At 51.1% G+C, this 15,675-nt stretch carries 20 protein-coding genes; 8 read left to right on the top strand and 12 right to left on the bottom strand.

Features of this window, described 5'->3' with window-relative positions; genetic code table 11:
• Positions 1-123: 123 nt before the first annotated feature.
• On the bottom strand, positions 124-600 hold the full coding sequence (gene greA, locus AACS80_RS07790; protein WP_064529530.1) for a transcription elongation factor GreA: 477 nt from the start codon (positions 598-600) through the stop codon (positions 124-126).
• A gap of 247 nt (positions 601-847) precedes the next feature.
• On the opposite strand from greA, the gene dacB reads away from it, so the two are divergent.
• Positions 848-2,281: a serine-type D-Ala-D-Ala carboxypeptidase gene (gene dacB / locus AACS80_RS07785; RefSeq protein ID WP_130204590.1), complete on the top strand. Its 1,434-nt coding sequence runs from the start codon at positions 848-850 to the stop codon at positions 2,279-2,281.
• 39 nt (positions 2,282-2,320) lie between these two features.
• Here dacB and cgtA read toward each other — a convergent pair whose 3' ends face one another.
• From cgtA to rplU, 4 genes are all read right to left on the bottom strand, one after another.
• Positions 2,321-3,493 (bottom strand): Obg family GTPase CgtA, encoded by a 1,173-nt coding sequence (cgtA, locus tag AACS80_RS07780; RefSeq protein ID WP_000673561.1) that lies wholly within the window; start codon positions 3,491-3,493, stop codon positions 2,321-2,323.
• A gap of 15 nt (positions 3,494-3,508) precedes the next feature.
• Positions 3,509-4,474 carry a DMT family transporter gene (locus AACS80_RS07775; RefSeq protein ID WP_130204588.1) on the bottom strand — a complete coding sequence of 322 codons (966 nt, stop codon included), beginning with the start codon at positions 4,472-4,474 and terminating at the stop codon, positions 3,509-3,511.
• A gap of 125 nt (positions 4,475-4,599) precedes the next feature.
• Positions 4,600-4,857: a 50S ribosomal protein L27 gene (gene rpmA / locus AACS80_RS07770; protein ID WP_000940595.1), complete on the bottom strand. Its 258-nt coding sequence runs from the start codon at positions 4,855-4,857 to the stop codon at positions 4,600-4,602.
• Between the two features lie 20 nt (positions 4,858-4,877).
• Positions 4,878-5,189: a 50S ribosomal protein L21 gene (gene rplU / locus AACS80_RS07765; protein WP_000271401.1), complete on the bottom strand. Its 312-nt coding sequence runs from the start codon at positions 5,187-5,189 to the stop codon at positions 4,878-4,880.
• 258 nt (positions 5,190-5,447) lie between these two features.
• Here rplU and ispB point away from each other — a divergent pair, with 258 nt between their 5' ends.
• Together ispB and sfsB are read left to right on the top strand one after the other, a co-directional pair.
• Positions 5,448-6,419, top strand: coding sequence for an octaprenyl diphosphate synthase (ispB, locus tag AACS80_RS07760; RefSeq protein ID WP_130204586.1), 972 nt, complete (start codon positions 5,448-5,450; stop codon positions 6,417-6,419).
• A 226-nt stretch (positions 6,420-6,645) separates the two neighbouring features.
• Entirely contained in the window at positions 6,646-6,924 is a 279-nt protein-coding gene (gene sfsB / locus AACS80_RS07755; protein ID WP_064529526.1) for a DNA-binding transcriptional regulator SfsB, read from the top strand.
• 47 nt (positions 6,925-6,971) lie between these two features.
• Here sfsB and murA read toward each other — a convergent pair whose 3' ends face one another.
• From murA to mlaF, 7 genes are all read right to left on the bottom strand, one after another.
• The gene (gene murA, locus AACS80_RS07750) at positions 6,972-8,231 is read right to left on the bottom strand and encodes a UDP-N-acetylglucosamine 1-carboxyvinyltransferase (protein ID WP_130204584.1); all 1,260 of its coding nucleotides are present in this window, start codon (positions 8,229-8,231) and stop codon (positions 6,972-6,974) included.
• Positions 8,232-8,285: 54 nt separating this feature from the next.
• Positions 8,286-8,540, bottom strand: a complete 255-nt coding sequence (ibaG, locus tag AACS80_RS07745; protein ID WP_010379217.1) for a BolA family iron metabolism protein IbaG — start codon at positions 8,538-8,540, stop codon at positions 8,286-8,288.
• A 159-nt stretch (positions 8,541-8,699) separates the two neighbouring features.
• The gene (gene mlaB / locus AACS80_RS07740) at positions 8,700-8,993 is read right to left on the bottom strand and encodes a lipid asymmetry maintenance protein MlaB (RefSeq protein ID WP_130260171.1); all 294 of its coding nucleotides are present in this window, start codon (positions 8,991-8,993) and stop codon (positions 8,700-8,702) included.
• On the bottom strand, positions 8,993-9,628 hold the full coding sequence (gene mlaC, locus AACS80_RS07735; RefSeq protein WP_130204580.1) for a phospholipid-binding protein MlaC: 636 nt from the start codon (positions 9,626-9,628) through the stop codon (positions 8,993-8,995). The genes mlaB and mlaC overlap by 1 nt, the downstream gene beginning before the upstream one ends.
• A gap of 18 nt (positions 9,629-9,646) precedes the next feature.
• Entirely contained in the window at positions 9,647-10,198 is a 552-nt protein-coding gene (gene mlaD, locus AACS80_RS07730) for an outer membrane lipid asymmetry maintenance protein MlaD (protein ID WP_130204578.1), read from the bottom strand.
• A 4-nt stretch (positions 10,199-10,202) separates the two neighbouring features.
• The gene (gene mlaE / locus AACS80_RS07725; protein WP_000925792.1) at positions 10,203-10,985 is read right to left on the bottom strand and encodes a lipid asymmetry maintenance ABC transporter permease subunit MlaE; all 783 of its coding nucleotides are present in this window, start codon (positions 10,983-10,985) and stop codon (positions 10,203-10,205) included.
• A 7-nt stretch (positions 10,986-10,992) separates the two neighbouring features.
• Positions 10,993-11,802, bottom strand: a complete 810-nt coding sequence (gene mlaF / locus AACS80_RS07720) for a phospholipid ABC transporter ATP-binding protein MlaF (protein WP_130204576.1) — start codon at positions 11,800-11,802, stop codon at positions 10,993-10,995.
• 209 nt (positions 11,803-12,011) lie between these two features.
• Here mlaF and AACS80_RS07715 point away from each other — a divergent pair, with 209 nt between their 5' ends.
• Genes AACS80_RS07715 through lptA form a run of 5 tightly spaced genes read left to right on the top strand, consistent with a single transcriptional unit; the run spans position 12,012 to position 15,674 of the window.
• A complete protein-coding gene (locus AACS80_RS07715; RefSeq protein ID WP_138183735.1) occupies positions 12,012-12,989 on the top strand; it encodes a calcium/sodium antiporter in 978 nt (325 codons plus the stop codon).
• Between the two features lie 13 nt (positions 12,990-13,002).
• The gene (kdsD, locus tag AACS80_RS07710) at positions 13,003-13,989 is read left to right on the top strand and encodes an arabinose-5-phosphate isomerase KdsD (protein WP_130204572.1); all 987 of its coding nucleotides are present in this window, start codon (positions 13,003-13,005) and stop codon (positions 13,987-13,989) included.
• A gap of 20 nt (positions 13,990-14,009) precedes the next feature.
• Positions 14,010-14,576 (top strand): 3-deoxy-manno-octulosonate-8-phosphatase KdsC, encoded by a 567-nt coding sequence (gene kdsC / locus AACS80_RS07705; RefSeq protein ID WP_130204570.1) that lies wholly within the window; start codon positions 14,010-14,012, stop codon positions 14,574-14,576.
• Positions 14,573-15,148, top strand: coding sequence for an LPS export ABC transporter periplasmic protein LptC (gene lptC, locus AACS80_RS07700; RefSeq protein WP_064529518.1), 576 nt, complete (start codon positions 14,573-14,575; stop codon positions 15,146-15,148). Before kdsC ends, lptC begins: the two co-directional genes overlap by 4 nt.
• Entirely contained in the window at positions 15,117-15,674 is a 558-nt protein-coding gene (gene lptA / locus AACS80_RS07695) for a lipopolysaccharide ABC transporter substrate-binding protein LptA (RefSeq protein WP_064529517.1), read from the top strand. Before lptC ends, lptA begins: the two co-directional genes overlap by 32 nt.
• Position 15,675: the final 1 nt, after the last annotated feature.

The raw sequence follows: 15,675 nt of genomic DNA, 5'->3' as shown, positions 1-15,675 counted from the left end.
AAAACGAGGGATTTTCCGCAAGCAGGAGAGCAAAATGCCACGCTCTGTTCGTTGATAAAAGGCCGCATAGCGGCCTTTTTCCTTTCTTTACAATACATCAACATTTTGAGTATTGGGTAATTCTTACAGGTATTCCACCTTAATTACTTCAAATTCTACATCGCCGCCCGGCGTTTTGATGACCACTACATCATCTTCTTCTTTGCCAATCAGTCCACGAGCGATAGGCGAGTTTACAGAAATCAGGTTCTGTTTAAAGTCAGCTTCGTCATCGCCTACGATGCGATAGGTCTGTTCTTCATCAGAATCCAGATTCAAAACCGTCACGGTAGCGCCAAAAATCACGCGACCATTGTTTGGCATTTTGGTGACATCAATTACCTGCGCGTTCGACAGCTTGGCTTCGATATCTTTGATACGGCCTTCGCAAAAACCCTGCTGCTCACGCGCAGCGTGGTATTCGGCGTTCTCTTTCAGGTCGCCATGCTCACGCGCTTCCGCGATAGCAGCAATGATTTCAGGACGGCGCACAGATTTCAGAAAATCCAGCTCTTCGCGTAATTTTTCAGCGCCGCGTAAGGTCATCGGAATAGCTTGCATTTGTTATACCTCTTGAATATTCCTGATGGGGAGAGTCTCCACTCGCCCCGGCTGTTCGGCATGCCCGGCACAACTCCTCGTCGGGGCCAGAAGCAAAAAAATACCGACCCGGGAACAGGTCCCAGGCCAGCAATAATTCACATTTTGATAGTCATTTTACCCTGAAGTTCCCGAAGGGTCATCGTTTACTTTATAGGGCGTTGCGCCGTAGTATGACGGCTCGATTCCAGGTTGTTAGCGCGAGATTATGCGATTTTCCAGATTTATCATCGGATTGACCAGCTGTATAGCGTTCAGTGTTCAGGCCGCGAATGTTGATGAGTACATTACTCAACTCCCCGCTGGCGCCAACCTTGCCCTGATGGTGCAAAAAGTCGGCGCGTCTGCCCCCGCTATTGATTATCATAGTCAGCAAATGGCGCTGCCCGCCAGTACGCAGAAGGTGATCACTGCGCTGGCGGCGTTGATTCAACTTGGCCCCGATTTTCGTTTCACCACTACACTTGAAACCAAAGGCAATGTGGAGAACGGCGTACTCAAGGGTGACTTAGTGGCGCGATTTGGTGCCGATCCGACGCTAAAACGTCAGGATATTCGTAATATGGTGGCGACCCTGAAAAAATCAGGCGTCTCCCAAATCGATGGCAATGTGTTCATAGACACGTCCATTTTTGCCAGTCACGATAAAGCCCCCGGCTGGCCCTGGAACGATATGACACAATGCTTTAGCGCCCCGCCTGCCGCCGCCATTGTTGACCGCAATTGCTTTTCCGTCTCGCTCTACAGTGCCCAAAAACCCGGTGATATGGCCTTTGTTCGCGTGGCCTCTTATTACCCTGTAACTATGTTCAGCCAGGTACGCACTCTCCCCCGAGGTTCAGCCGAAGCGCAATATTGCGAGCTGGATGTGGTGCCAGGCGACCTTAACCGCTTTACGTTAACCGGATGCCTACCACAACGTTCAGAGCCGCTACCGTTGGCTTTTGCCGTACAGGATGGCGCCAGCTACGCCGGAGCGATTCTGAAAGATGAGTTAAAACAGGCAGGCATTACCTATTCCGGCACGCTACTGCGACAAACGCAGGTTAACGACCCAGGAACGGTGGTAGCCAGTAAACAGTCGGCCCCTTTGCACGATCTGCTTAAGATTATGCTGAAAAAGTCCGACAACATGATCGCCGATACCGTCTTTCGCATGATTGGTCATGCGCGCTTTAATGTCCCGGGGACATGGCGGGCCGGGTCGGACGCCGTGCGTCAGATCCTGCGTAAGCAGGCGGGTGTGGATATTGGCAACACGATTATTGCAGATGGTTCGGGGCTTTCACGGCATAACCTGATTGCACCAGCCACCATGATGCAGGTGCTGCAATACATTGCCCAACACGACAATGAGCTTAACTTTATCTCAATGCTACCTTTAGCAGGCTACGATGGTTCGTTGCAGTACCGTGCAGGTCTGCATCAAGCGGGCGTAGATGGTAAAGTTTCAGCGAAAACAGGTTCGTTGCAGGGCGTGTATAACCTGGCAGGATTCATCACCACAGCAAGCGGGCAACGAATGGCGTTCGTACAATATCTTTCTGGTTATGCAGTAGAACCCGCGGATCAGCGTAATCGCCGTATTCCGTTGGTACGTTTTGAAAGCCGTTTGTATAAAGATATTTACCAGAACAATTAGTCAAAAAGAAACCCCGGCACATGGCCGGGGTTTTGCTGATTAACGCTTGTAAATGAACTCAACGCCTTCTTCGTCGTCTTCGTCCCAGTCGTCATCCCAGTCTTCATCATCCTCTTCAGCAATCTCTTCAAGCTGCTGACGGTGATAATCATCCCACATGAATTCGACTTTCTCAGGCTGTTTCGCTTCTTCTGCCTGCACGACCGGGTTTTCAATGATAAAGGTCATCACATCCCAGCAGAGATCTTTCACGCCCAGTCCGCTCGCCGCAGAGATCAGATAATATTTATCTTCCCAGCCCAGCGCCTCAGCGATCGCTTTCGCTTTCTCTTCAGCTTCTGCTTTATCCAGCAGGTCGATCTTGTTGAAGACTAACCAGCGTGGTTTCGCCGCCAGATCCTGGCTGTATTTTTCCAGCTCGCTGATAATAATACGCGCGTTTTCAACCGGATCGGTGCCGTCAATCGGATCGATATCGATGAGGTGCAACAGGACGCGGCAACGTTCCAGGTGCTTCAGGAAGCGAATGCCCAGACCTGCGCCTTCCGCAGCGCCTTCAATCAACCCCGGGATATCAGCAACAACGAAGCTCTTCTCGTTGTCCATACGTACCACGCCCAGGCTTGGCACCAGAGTGGTAAACGGATAGTCCGCTACTTTCGGTTTAGCCGCCGAGACAGCGCGGATAAATGTCGATTTACCGGCATTTGGCATCCCCAGCATACCGACATCAGCCAGCAGCATCAGCTCCAGCAGCAGCTCGCGCTTATCGCCCGGCGTACCGTTGGTTTTCTGCCGTGGTGTACGGTTAACGGACGATTTGAAACGGGTATTGCCCAGACCGTGCCAGCCGCCCTTGGCAACCAGCAGACGCTGACCGTGTTTGGTCATATCGCCCATGGTTTCACCGGTACCCTGGTCGATTACACGCGTACCTACCGGCACTTTAATCGTCACGTCTTTACCGCGCTTACCGGTACAATCGCGGCTTGCGCCGTTCTGACCGCGCTCTGCACGGAAAGATTTTTCAAAACGATAATCGATAAGCGTGTTCAGGTTCTCGTCGGCTTCCATCCATACGTCACCACCGTCACCGCCGTCGCCGCCATCCGGGCCGCCTTTCGGAATATATTTTTCGCGGCGGAAGCTCACGCAACCATTACCGCCATCACCTGCAACGACCAGAATCGATGCTTCATCAACAAACTTCATTTTATTCTCCGTAAATCATTCGCCTGCGCGGGGTTGCGATACCACCGTTGTATGCTTACGTAATCCGCCCCAAATACGATGACCAATGGCGGAATACATCGCGCCCGCAACCACGACAAACGCACCGAGATAACCTAAAAGGTTTAACATCGGTCTGGCGAAGAAATCGGGCCAGGCCAGTGATAAAAGATCTGAAAAAAACAGCGTAAACAGTGGGGTGAGCGTGATGATCGCGCTCACCTGCGCTGCCTGCCAGCGAGCCATCGCTTCCGCCAGGGCGCCATATCCTACCAAGGTATTCAGTCCGCAAAAAATTAAACATGCGAGCTGCCAGTGGCTAAGCTGCGCTATCACCCCTGGCTTTGCCAGAGGGAAGAGCGCAATTGTACATAAAGTGTACAGTAAAAACAGAATCTGCGGTGAGGCCAGCCGACGCAATAAAACCTTTTGCGCCACGCCATAACTCACCCAGACCGTCGCCGCACCGACCCCAAAGATAACTCCCCAGGTATAATCGGTGAGCTTTGTAAATATCTCGACCAGACTGGTATTAAAAAACATCACCAGGCCGCTCAGGAGCATCAATGCCCCTACAACCTGAGTGCTGCGCATTTTCTCTTTCAGGATAAATACGCTGGCAACCATCATGCCAACCGGCGAGAGTTGCCCAATCACCTGCGAAGCGGTCGGGCTCAGGTATTGCAAGGATGAACTGAACAGGATGAAGTTCCCAAACAGCCCAGCGGTCGCCACTGCCAACAAAATCAACCAGCGTGGCTTACGAAACACGCGTAATGGCGGCAACCTCTTCTTCAGTGCAAGAATGGCACCAAGACCAATACTCGCCATCAAGAAACGGTAAAACACGATTGTCGGAGGCTCCATCACCTCCAGCACCTGCTTCATTGCGATTGGCAACGCCCCCCAGCAAATTGCTGTGGTGAGCGCCAAAAGAATGCCAATGCCTGCCTGCTGCTTCATACCGTATTCCCTGCAAAGCGCATTTGCGGATTAACGCCGCACCATGCGCATTTTACCGGTTATCGAATGTAAAAAGCCCCGCAACGTGTTGCGGGGCTTTCATCCGTTACCGGGACGCGAAAAACTTATTCAGCTTCGATGCTGATAAATTTACGGTTTTTCGGGCCTTTAACTTCGAATTTCACTTTACCGTCTGCTTTAGCAAACAGAGTGTGGTCACGACCGCAACCTACGTTAGCGCCAGCGTGGAATTTGGTACCACGTTGACGAACGATGATGCTACCCGCCAGAACGGATTCGCCACCGAAACGCTTAACGCCCAGGCGTTTAGCTTCTGAATCGCGACCGTTACGTGTGGAGCCGCCAGCCTTTTTATGTGCCATTTGAAATCTCTCCTCAGGTCTTAGGCGCTGATGCCAGTAATTTTCACATCAGTGAACCACTGACGATGGCCCTGCTGCTTACGATAGTGTTTACGACGGCGAAACTTAACGATTTTAACTTTCTCGCCACGACCGTGAGCAACAACTTCAGCTTTGATTACGCCGCCATCAACGAAAGGAACGCCGATTTTGACTTCTTCACCGTTTGCGATCATCAGCACTTCAGCGAACTCAACAGTTTCGCCAGTTGCGATGTCCAGCTTTTCCAGGCGAACGGTCTGACCTTCGCTTACTCGGTGTTGTTTACCACCACTTTGGAAAACCGCGTACATATAAAACTCCGCTTCCGCGCACACCTTTTCAATGATTCAGAGTGCGCTATAAATATTCACAATAGGGCGCGAATATTACGCAAAACGCACGCCTTTGACAAGTGCTACAGTCAATACACGAAGAAAAAAAACACAACTTGTACGGTAACGTTTATCTGTGCCATTTTTTCAGTACAATCACTCTATATTCCTAACCATAAACCCTAAGTTGCCTCTGTTCACAGTAAGGTAATCGGGGCGAAAAGCCCGGCTTTTGCGATGAATTTAGAAAAAATCAATGAGTTAACCGCGCAAGATATGGCGGGTGTTAATGCAGCAATTCTCGAGCAGCTTAATTCCGACGTCCAACTGATCAATCAGTTAGGCTATTACATCGTCAGCGGCGGCGGTAAACGTATTCGTCCGATGATTGCTGTACTGGCTGCACGAGCTGTTGGCTATGAGGGGAATGCACATGTCACCATTGCTGCCCTAATTGAGTTTATCCACACGGCGACCCTGCTACACGACGACGTTGTGGATGAATCAGATATGCGCCGAGGTAAAGCTACCGCCAACGCCGCTTTTGGTAACGCTGCCAGCGTGCTGGTAGGCGATTTTATTTATACCCGTGCGTTCCAGATGATGACCAGCCTCGGCTCGCTCAAAGTGCTGGAAGTGATGTCAGAGGCTGTAAACGTCATCGCGGAAGGTGAAGTTTTGCAACTGATGAACGTTAATGATCCGGACATCACCGAAGAGAACTACATGCGCGTTATTTACAGCAAAACCGCACGTCTGTTCGAGGCTGCGGCTCAGTGTTCCGGTATTCTGGCAGGCTGTACGCCGGAAGAGGAAAAAGGCCTGCAAGATTATGGTCGTTACCTCGGCACGGCTTTCCAGCTGATCGACGATTTGCTCGATTACAATGCCGATGGCGAACAGTTGGGCAAAAATGTCGGTGATGATCTGAACGAAGGTAAACCGACGCTGCCGCTGCTGCATGCGATGCATCATGGCACACCAGAACAGGCACAGATGATCCGTTCCGCCATCGAACAAGGGAACGGTCGACATCTTCTGGAACCGGTTCTGGAAGCAATGAACGCTTGCGGCTCTCTGGAATGGACACGTCAGCGTGCGGAAGAAGAAGCAGACAAAGCCATTGCTGCATTGCAAGTGTTGCCGGATACCCCATGGCGAGAGGCGTTAATCGGCCTCGCACACATCGCTGTTCAACGCGATCGTTAATCCCTTCCTGTTATCCCGCGTACTGCGCGGGATAATTCTAATAAACTCCAAAAAACTCTCAATCAATCGCAAAATTGTCTGAAATACAGATAACTTATCTTAATATATTCTGAATATTCACACTCCTTACAGGAACTTTTTAGAACAATGCGCCATCAGGAGTATAGTGGCGTTACCCGGAGTGCATGTTCTGAAAGTAAGCGACTAACTTAAGGAGTGAGGAAAGATGGAGAATAATTTTATTGACTGGCATCCCGCCGATATCATTGCGGGTTTGCGGAAAAGAGGAACGTCAATGGCGGCGGAATCTCGCAGAAATGGTTTGAGTTCCTCGACACTGGCGAATGCATTATCGCGTCCCTGGCCGAAAGGAGAGATGATTATTGCAAAAGCATTAGGAACTGATCCCTGGGTTATCTGGCCATCACGCTATCATGACCCGCTGACCCATGAGTTTATCGACAGATCGCAGTTGATGCGCAGCTACACCAAACCGCAAAAATGAGTAGCCTGGCGGTAGCCCCGCGAACGGGGCTGCCAGCTATCGGACGATTACTCGCCTTTCACACGCTCAATGTTAGCACCAAGCGCGCGAAGTTTGTCTTCAATGCGCTCATAGCCACGATCGATATGATAAATACGATCAACAACCGTAGTACCTTCTGCAATGCAGCCAGCCAGCACCAGACTTGCTGAAGCACGCAGATCGGTTGCCATTACCTGTGCGCCGGAAAGTTTTTCAACACCGTGACAAATAACGGTATTGCTTTCAATTTCAGCATGCGCCCCCATACGACTCAGCTCAGGTACGTGCATAAAGCGGTTTTCAAAGACCGTTTCGGTGATGAATCCCGTTCCTTCTGCCACCAGGTTCAGCAGCGTGAACTGGGCCTGCATATCGGTCGGGAACGCCGGATGCGGCGCAGTACGTACGTTAACGGCCTTCGGACGTTTGCCGTGCATATCCAGGCTAATCCAGTCTTCACCCACTTCAATGTCCGCCCCAGCGTCACGCAGTTTCGCCAGCACAGCGTCAAGGGTATCTGGCTGGGCGTTACGGCAGATGATTTTTCCACGAGAGATCGCCGCAGCAACCAGGAAAGTACCGGTTTCAATTCGATCCGGCAGGACGCGGTAAACGCCGCCACCTAAACGTTCTACCCCTTCGATAACAATACGATCGGTACCCTGGCCGCTAATTTTCGCGCCCAGCGTAACCAGGAAGTTCGCGGTATCGACGATTTCCGGTTCACGTGCCGCGTTTTCAATAATCGTGGTGCCTTCCGCCAGGGTTGCAGCACACATAATGGTCACGGTTGCACCAACACTGACTTTATCCATCACGATGTGCGCGCCTTTCAGACGGCCATCGACGGAAGCTTTAACGTAACCTTCTTCCAGTTTGATGGTCGCGCCTAATTGCTCAAGGCCGGAAATATGTAAATCAACCGGACGAGCACCAATCGTACAACCACCAGGCAAAGAAACCTGCCCCTGACCAAAACGAGCCACCAGCGGCCCAAGCGCCCAGATAGAGGCACGCATGGTTTTAACCAGATCGTAAGGCGCGCAGAAGACATTAACGTCACGGGCATCGATACGCACAGAACCATTACGTTCTACTTTGGCGCCAAGCTGGCTAAGCAGCTTCATTGATGTATCGACGTCTTTCAGTTTCGGGACGTTCTGGATCTCCACCGGTTCTTCCGCCAGCAGTGCAGCGAAAAGGATAGGCAGAGCAGCATTTTTAGCGCCGGAAATTGTGACTTCGCCCTGGAGCTTCGTTGGCCCCTGAACACGAAATTTATCCATTTAGTATGTTCTCAGTTAACAATTCATATCCGCTACCGGCGTATCGCCCATAGCTCAAAAGCCGTTCAGTTTGCGATCACGCGCCCACTCCGCAGGGGTATACGCTTTGATCGACACAGCATGAATGCGGTTATCCGCAATATATTCCATCAGTGGACCGTAAACCGTCTGCTGTTTTTTAACCCGGCTCATGCCATCAAACATCTCACCCACGGCAATAACCTGAAAGTGGCTGCCATCGCCGGAAACGTGGACTTCCTGGAGGGAAAGAGCGTTCATCAGCACGCTCTGAATTTCATTATTTTCCATGGGATCTTCATTCATCAGTTAATAAACCAGCGAAACATCTTAGAGCAAAGTTGCGCTGTCATAAATAAGCAAAAAGCCTTGCTGTTTAATCAGACAAGGCTCGACTTACTGGTAGGTTTGCCGGACTGGCGGGTAACGCCTTATCCAGCCTGAAAAAAATTAACGAGGCAGAACATCAGACGGCAAATTATACAATTTTGCCAGGGTATACACCTTGTCGTTTACCCCCTGAAGCGTCACGCTGTTGCCTTGCTTTTTCGCCAGATCGATCAGATGGAGCAGCAACGCCAGTCCACCCGTATCAACGCGGGACACTCGACTAAGATCGATGCGGGTAATCCCCCTCACCGCTTCGTCACGCATTTCCCAAAGCGGCAGCAGAACGTCCTGATCCAGCTCTCCGGTCAATACCAGGGTGTCACCCGTCTGCGTCCAGCTCAGTGACTCGCTCATTATTTTTTCTCTTCCAGGGTGATTTTCTGTTGAGAAATAGACTTCAGTTGTGCGGTCAGACCATCGATGCCTTTCGTACGCAGTAAAGTCCCCCACTCATTTTGTTTCGTGGTGATCATGCTGACGCCTTCGGCAATCATGTCATAAGCCTGCCACTTGCCAGTCTGAGAGTTTTTACGCCACTGGAAATCGAGACGTACCGGTGGACGGCCATTCGGGTCAATAATGGTGACGCGGATAGGCACAATGGTTTTATCACCCAACGGCTGTTCTGGCGCAATCTGATAGGTCTGACCGTGATACATCGCCAGCGCCTGACCGTAAGCCTGCTTCAGATACTCATGGAAAGCGGCAAAGTAGGCTTCACGCTGGGCTGGGGTCGCGCTTTTGTAGTACTGACCCAGTACCAGCGCACCGGCGTATTTTATCTGTACGTATGGAAGCAGTTCCTGATCGACGATGGTACGCAGGTAATCAGGATTAGCCCGAATTTGCGATTGTTCATTCTTCAGGCGATCGAACGTTTTCTGTGCCGCCTCGTCCATCAGCTTATACGGATTGGTCTGATCTGCCGCGGTTGCCGCACTCAGAGGTGCAATCATTAGCAAAGCGACCATCATTAAACGTTTAAACATGCGTCGGTTCTCCTGAAATTATTTCGTTGTACCCACAGGTTCAGTGGTTTCATTATTACCTGGCACAGCGGCTGGCGCATCGCCACTATTCTTATTGTCATCACCTTTACTGCCGTAAAGGAACTGACCAATGAGATCTTCCAGAACCATCGCAGATTTGGTGTCCTGAATCGTATCCCCCTCTTTCAGAATAGCAGTCCCCAGTTCCGGGTCTTCAAAACCGACGTTTAATGCCAGATATTGTTCCCCAAGCAAACCGGAAGTACGAATGCTCAATGAACTGGTATCAGGAATGTGGTTATAACGTTGTTCAATTTCCAGCGTCACGCGCGGTAGATAGGTTTTCGGGTCCAGCGTAATATCTGCAACCCGGCCGACGACAACACCACCAATACTGACCGGAGAACGCGCTTTCAGGCCACCGATATTATCGAACGTCGCATAAAGCGTGTAGGTCGGTTCAGTTCGCATTGACGTCACGTTTGCCGCCTTCAGGCAAACAAACAGCGCCGCCAGCAGTGCTGCTAATAAAAAGATACCCACCCAAATTTCATTTTTTTTCGTTTGCATGAACTCAATTCCCAAACATCAATGCGGTCAGCACAAAATCCAGCCCCAGTACGGCCAGAGACGAGTGGACAACGGTACGAGTGGTTGCCCGGCTAATCCCGGCAGAGGTCGGGATGGCGTCATAACCGTTAAACAGCGAAATCCACGTCACCGTAATAGCGAACACCACGCTCTTAATCAGACAGTTGACCAGATCCATACGCCAGTCGACGGCGTTTTGCATTGCCGACCAGAAGAACCCACTATCAATGCCTTTCCAACTGACGCCAACCAGCGATCCGCCCCAGATCCCCACGGCGACGAAAATTATCGTCAGCAGCGGTAGTGAAATTACCCCAGCCCAGAAACGTGGGGAAATGACGCGGCGCAGTGGATCCACGGCCATCATCTCCATGCTGGAGAGCTGCTCTGTGGCGCGCATCAAACCGATTTCCGCAGTTAACGCCGAACCGGCACGTCCGGCAAACAGCAGTGCTGCGACCACCGGCCCCAGTTCGCGCAGCAGCGACAAGGCCACCAGCATCCCCAGACTGGTTTCCGCACTATAAGTGGTCAGTACCAGATAACCTTGCAGACCCAGCACCATTCCGATGAACACGCCAGAAACCACAATAATCAGCATCGACAGGACGCCGACATTATAGAGCTGACGCACCAACAGCGGCGCATGTTTGCGAAATTCCGGTTTGCCGACCAGCGCATTGAATAACATTAACCCGGCCCGCCCGAACGTTCTCAGGGTTTTAATCCCTTTATGTCCGAGCGACGCCAGCGCATTTAACAGCATGAGTGGCTTAACTCCCTGGTAAAAGATCAGCGTGATAATCGCCGGCAGGATAGCGGAACGGAACTGGTCCGTCAGCAATCCCGTCCAGAAACTGACGTACGCGAGGATCAGGATTCGCCTGCAACGCCTGGGCGCTACCGTGAGCGACAATCTTTTTGTCTGCCAGGATCCAGGCGTGATCAGCAATACTTAAGACTTCCGGCACATCGTGAGAAACCACCACACAGGTTACGCCCAGCGCGCTGTTCAGCTCGGAAATCAGCTTCACCAGGACGCCCATAGTGATGGGATCTTGCCCAACAAACGGCTCATCAAACATGATGAGATCCGGCTCCAGCGCAATTGCACGCGCCAGCGCCGCACGACGCGCCATCCCGCCTGAAAGCTCCGATGGCATTAGTTTGGCCGCTCCGCGCAGCCCAACGGCTTCCAGCTTCATCATCACCGTGCTATGCAGCAACGGCACGGGAAGGTGGGTATGCTCGCGCAGTGGATAGGCGACGTTGTCAAAAACGTTCATATCGGTGAACAGCGCGCCGGACTGAAACAACATGCTCATCCGTTTACGCACGGTATACAGGCGCGAACGAGACATCGCCGGAATATTCTCACCATCAAAAAGGATCTCGCCGTGATCTGGCGCGATTTGCCCACCAATCAGACGGAGTAGCGTCGTTTTACCGATGCCTGATGGCCCCATAATCGCCGTGATCTTCCCTCGCGGCACGGTCAGGGAAATATTATCGAAGATGCAGCGATTGCCACGCGTAAAACTGACATCGCGCATATCGACTAAATTCGCCACAGACTGCTCCATAATTCACCCTTTGTCTTGCGTTGATTTTCTAAGCATGGCGCTCAATTTAACCTTGAACCCAACATATTTACAGAATATTACCCGCCGCGGTTAGCGAAAGCTGGCATTTGTTTTACTTTTTAGCCGCATAAAGTCAAAATTAAGAATTCATTACGGCTTTCTGAAAATCTTCAGCGGACCGGCGAGTATACCTGAAGAAAGGACGTTAGATGCTTTTAGCTACGGCACTGTTAATTGTTGGTTTACTTTTGGTCGTTTACAGTGCCGACCGTCTGGTATTTGCCGCCTCAATTCTTTGCCGCACTTTTGGCATCCCACCGCTGATCATCGGCATGACCGTAGTCAGTATTGGTACGTCACTTCCAGAAATAATCGTTTCGCTTGCCGCGTCGCTGCATGAACAACGAGATTTAGCCGTCGGCACAGCACTCGGCTCAAACATAATCAATATTTTACTGATCCTCGGTCTGGCTGCGCTGGTGCGCCCTTTTACCGTACATTCCGATGTTCTGCGCCGTGAATTACCATTAATGTTATTAGTCAGTGTGGTGGCCGGTTCCGTACTCTATGACGGACAACTTGGTCGCAGCGATGGTATCTTTCTCCTCTTTCTGGCTGTGCTATGGCTGCTGTTCATTGTTAAACTTGCACGTCAGGCAGAACGTCAGGGGACTGACAGCCTGACCAGAGAACAGCTTGCAGAGCTACCGCGCGAAGGCGGTTTACCTGTCGCGTTTTTATGGCTCGGCATTGCATTGATTATCATGCCGGTAGCAACACGGATGGTGATTGACAACGCCACCGTACTGGCGAATTACTTTGCCATCAGCGAGTTGACTATTGGTCTGACGGCAATCGCTATCGGCACTAGTCTGCCGGAACTGGCAACCGCGATAGCAGGTTTTCGCAAAGGTGAAAACGACATTGCTGTCGGTAATATCATTGGCGCAAACATTTTTAATATTGTCATCGTGCTGGGTTTACCCGCGCTGATAACGCCCGGGGAGGTTAACTCACTGGCGTACAGCCGTGACTGCAGCGTGATGCTGTTGGTCAGTATTATTTTTGCGTTGCTATGTTGGCGGCGCTCCCGGCAATCTGGCCGTGGTGTTGGGGTATTATTAACAGGCGGATTTGTCGTATGGCTGGCGATGTTGTACTGGTTATCGCCAATACTCGTTGAATAACTGGAAACGCATTATGTCGCACGTAGAGTTGCAACCGGGTTTTGACTTTCAGCAAGCAGGTAAAGAAGTCCTGGCGATTGAACGTGAATGCCTGGCAGAGCTTGATCAATACATCAATCAGAATTTCACGCTCGCCTGTGAAAAGATGTTCTGGTGTAAAGGTAAAGTCGTGGTCATGGGAATGGGTAAATCGGGACACATTGGGCGCAAAATGGCAGCAACCTTTGCAAGCACCGGTACTCCGTCATTTTTCGTCCATCCCGGTGAGGCCGCACATGGCGATTTAGGCATGGTCACCCCGCAGGACGTGGTCATTGCGATTTCTAACTCAGGTGAATCCAGCGAAATCACGGCCTTAATCCCGGTACTCAAACGCCTGCATGTACCGTTAATTTGCATCACCGGTCGTCCGGAGAGCAGCATGGCACGCGCAGCAGACGTGCATCTGTGTGTTAAAGTAGCAAAAGAAGCTTGTCCGTTAGGGCTGGCACCAACCAGCAGTACTACCGCGACGCTGGTCATGGGAGATGCGCTCGCCGTCGCCTTGTTGAAAGCGCGCGGCTTTACCGCCGAAGATTTTGCACTTTCGCATCCAGGCGGCGCACTTGGTCGTAAACTTCTGCTTCGCGTCAGCGATATTATGCATACGGGCGACGAGATCCCGCATGTCAAGAAAACGGCCAGCCTGCGCGATGCGCTGCTGGAAGTCACCCGCAAAAATCTTGGTATGACCGTCATTTGCGATGACAATATGATGATTGAAGGCATCTTTACCGACGGTGATTTACGCCGTGTCTTCGATATGGGCGTGGATGTCCGTCAGTTAGGTATTGCCGATGTGATGACGCCAGGGGGAATTCGTGTACGTCCTGGCATTCTGGCCGTTGAGGCGCTGAACTTAATGCAGTCCCGCCATATCACTTCCGTAATGGTTGCCGATGGCGACCACTTACTCGGTGTGTTACATATGCACGATTTATTGCGTGCTGGCGTAGTGTAAAGATTCAAGGATAAACAACAATGAGTAAAGCAGGTGCGTCGCTTGCGACCTGTTACGGCCCTGTTAGCGCCAATGTGATGGCAAAAGCAGAGAACATTCGTCTGCTGATCCTCGACGTTGATGGCGTATTGTCAGATGGTCTGATTTATATGGGTAACAATGGCGAAGAGCTGAAAGCGTTCAATGTTCGTGACGGTTACGGTATCCGCTGTGCGCTCACCTCTGATATTGAAGTCGCCATCATTACTGGACGAAAGGCTAAACTGGTAGAAGATCGGTGTGCAACGTTAGGGATCACCCATCTGTATCAGGGGCAATCAAACAAGCTTATCGCCTTTGGCGATCTGCTGGAAAAACTGGCGATTGCGCCAGAAAACGTGGCTTACGTTGGTGATGATCTTATCGACTGGCCAGTGATGGAAAAAGTGGGCTTAAGCGTGGCCGTAGCCGATGCGCATCCGCTATTGATTCCGCGCGCTGATTACGTGACGCGCATTGCTGGCGGTCGTGGCGCGGTTCGTGAAGTTTGCGACTTATTACTTCTGGCGCAGGGCAAACTGGATGAAGCCAAAGGGCAATCGATATGAGTAAAGCCAGACGTTGGGTTATCATTGTGCTATCACTGGCGGTACTGGTGATGATCGGCGTTAACATGACCGAGAAAGACGATACCGCCCAGGTGGTCGTCAACAACAATGATCCCACCTATAAAAGCGAGCATACGGACACGCTCGTCTATAACCCAGAAGGAGCCCTAAGCTATCGATTGATTGCTCAACACGTTGAATATTATTCCGATCAGGCCGTTTCGTGGTTTACGCAACCCGTACTTACCACGTTTGATAAGGATAAAATCCCGACATGGTCGGTTAAAGCAGATAAAGCCAAGCTAACCAATGACCGGATGCTCTATTTATATGGACACGTTGAAGTCAACGCACTCGTGCCGGACTCTCAACTTCGCAGAATCACGACGGATAACGCGCAGATCAATCTGGTGACGCAGGATGTTACCTCTGAAGACCTCGTCACGTTATACGGAACAACATTTAACTCCAGCGGTCTGAAAATGCGCGGCAACTTACGCAGCAAGAATGCCGAGCTGATTGAAAAGGTTAGAACATCCTATGAAATTCAAAACAAACAAACTCAGCCTTAATCTTGTGCTTGCCAGCTCACTTCTGGCCGCCAGCATTCCGGCATTTGCCGTTACCGGAGATACTGACCAACCGATCCACATTGAGTCGGACCAGCAATCTCTTGATATGCAAGGCAACGTGGTTACCTTTACCGGTAATGTCGTTGTGACTCAAGGCACCATTAAAATTAATGCCGATAAAGTGGTCGTCACCCGTCCGGGTGGTGAACAAGGCAAGGAAGTGATCGACGGTTACGGTAACCCGGCCACCTTCTATCAAATGCAGGATAACGGTAAGCCAGTCGAAGGCCATGCTTCCCAGATGCATTACGAACTGGCAAAAGATTTTGTCGTTCTGACGGGTAATGCTTATCTGCAGCAGGTCGATAGCAATATTAAGGGCGATAAGATCACTTACCTGGTGAAAGAGCAGAAAATGCAGGCTTTCAGTGACAAAGGTAAGCGTGTGACCACCGTTCTGGTGCCGTCACAGTTGCAGGACAAAAACAACAAAGGCCAGACCCCGGCGCAGAAGAAGGGTAATTAAT

Origin of the sequence: Escherichia sp. E4385, assembly GCF_963883145.1 — a bacterium.
Lineage (GTDB): Bacteria > Pseudomonadota > Gammaproteobacteria > Enterobacterales > Enterobacteriaceae > Escherichia.
The sequence above is the reverse complement of the archived record's forward strand: the minus strand, read 5'-3'. Positions and strand labels throughout refer to the sequence as shown.

Bases quoted from the DNA above. Each gene is read 5' to 3' on its own strand.
- greA (WP_064529530.1), bottom strand. From the start codon at position 600: ATGCAAGCTATTCCGATGACCTTACGCGGCGCTGAAAAATTACGCGAA.
- dacB (WP_130204590.1), top strand. From the start codon at position 848: ATGCGATTTTCCAGATTTATCATCGGATTGACCAGCTGTATAGCGTTC.
- cgtA (WP_000673561.1), bottom strand. From the start codon at position 3,493: ATGAAGTTTGTTGATGAAGCATCGATTCTGGTCGTTGCAGGTGATGGC.
- AACS80_RS07775 (WP_130204588.1), bottom strand. From the start codon at position 4,474: ATGAAGCAGCAGGCAGGCATTGGCATTCTTTTGGCGCTCACCACAGCA.
- rpmA (WP_000940595.1), bottom strand. From the start codon at position 4,857: ATGGCACATAAAAAGGCTGGCGGCTCCACACGTAACGGTCGCGATTCA.
- rplU (WP_000271401.1), bottom strand. From the start codon at position 5,189: ATGTACGCGGTTTTCCAAAGTGGTGGTAAACAACACCGAGTAAGCGAA.
- ispB (WP_130204586.1), top strand. From the start codon at position 5,448: ATGAATTTAGAAAAAATCAATGAGTTAACCGCGCAAGATATGGCGGGT.
- sfsB (WP_064529526.1), top strand. From the start codon at position 6,646: ATGGAGAATAATTTTATTGACTGGCATCCCGCCGATATCATTGCGGGT.
- murA (WP_130204584.1), bottom strand. From the start codon at position 8,231: ATGGATAAATTTCGTGTTCAGGGGCCAACGAAGCTCCAGGGCGAAGTC.
- ibaG (WP_010379217.1), bottom strand. From the start codon at position 8,540: ATGGAAAATAATGAAATTCAGAGCGTGCTGATGAACGCTCTTTCCCTC.
- mlaB (WP_130260171.1), bottom strand. From the start codon at position 8,993: ATGAGCGAGTCACTGAGCTGGACGCAGACGGGTGACACCCTGGTATTG.
- mlaC (WP_130204580.1), bottom strand. From the start codon at position 9,628: ATGTTTAAACGTTTAATGATGGTCGCTTTGCTAATGATTGCACCTCTG.
- mlaD (WP_130204578.1), bottom strand. From the start codon at position 10,198: ATGCAAACGAAAAAAAATGAAATTTGGGTGGGTATCTTTTTATTAGCA.
- mlaE (WP_000925792.1), bottom strand. From the start codon at position 10,985: ATGCTGTTAAATGCGCTGGCGTCGCTCGGACATAAAGGGATTAAAACC.
- mlaF (WP_130204576.1), bottom strand. From the start codon at position 11,802: ATGGAGCAGTCTGTGGCGAATTTAGTCGATATGCGCGATGTCAGTTTT.
- AACS80_RS07715 (WP_138183735.1), top strand. From the start codon at position 12,012: ATGCTTTTAGCTACGGCACTGTTAATTGTTGGTTTACTTTTGGTCGTT.
- kdsD (WP_130204572.1), top strand. From the start codon at position 13,003: ATGTCGCACGTAGAGTTGCAACCGGGTTTTGACTTTCAGCAAGCAGGT.
- kdsC (WP_130204570.1), top strand. From the start codon at position 14,010: ATGAGTAAAGCAGGTGCGTCGCTTGCGACCTGTTACGGCCCTGTTAGC.
- lptC (WP_064529518.1), top strand. From the start codon at position 14,573: ATGAGTAAAGCCAGACGTTGGGTTATCATTGTGCTATCACTGGCGGTA.
- lptA (WP_064529517.1), top strand. From the start codon at position 15,117: ATGAAATTCAAAACAAACAAACTCAGCCTTAATCTTGTGCTTGCCAGC.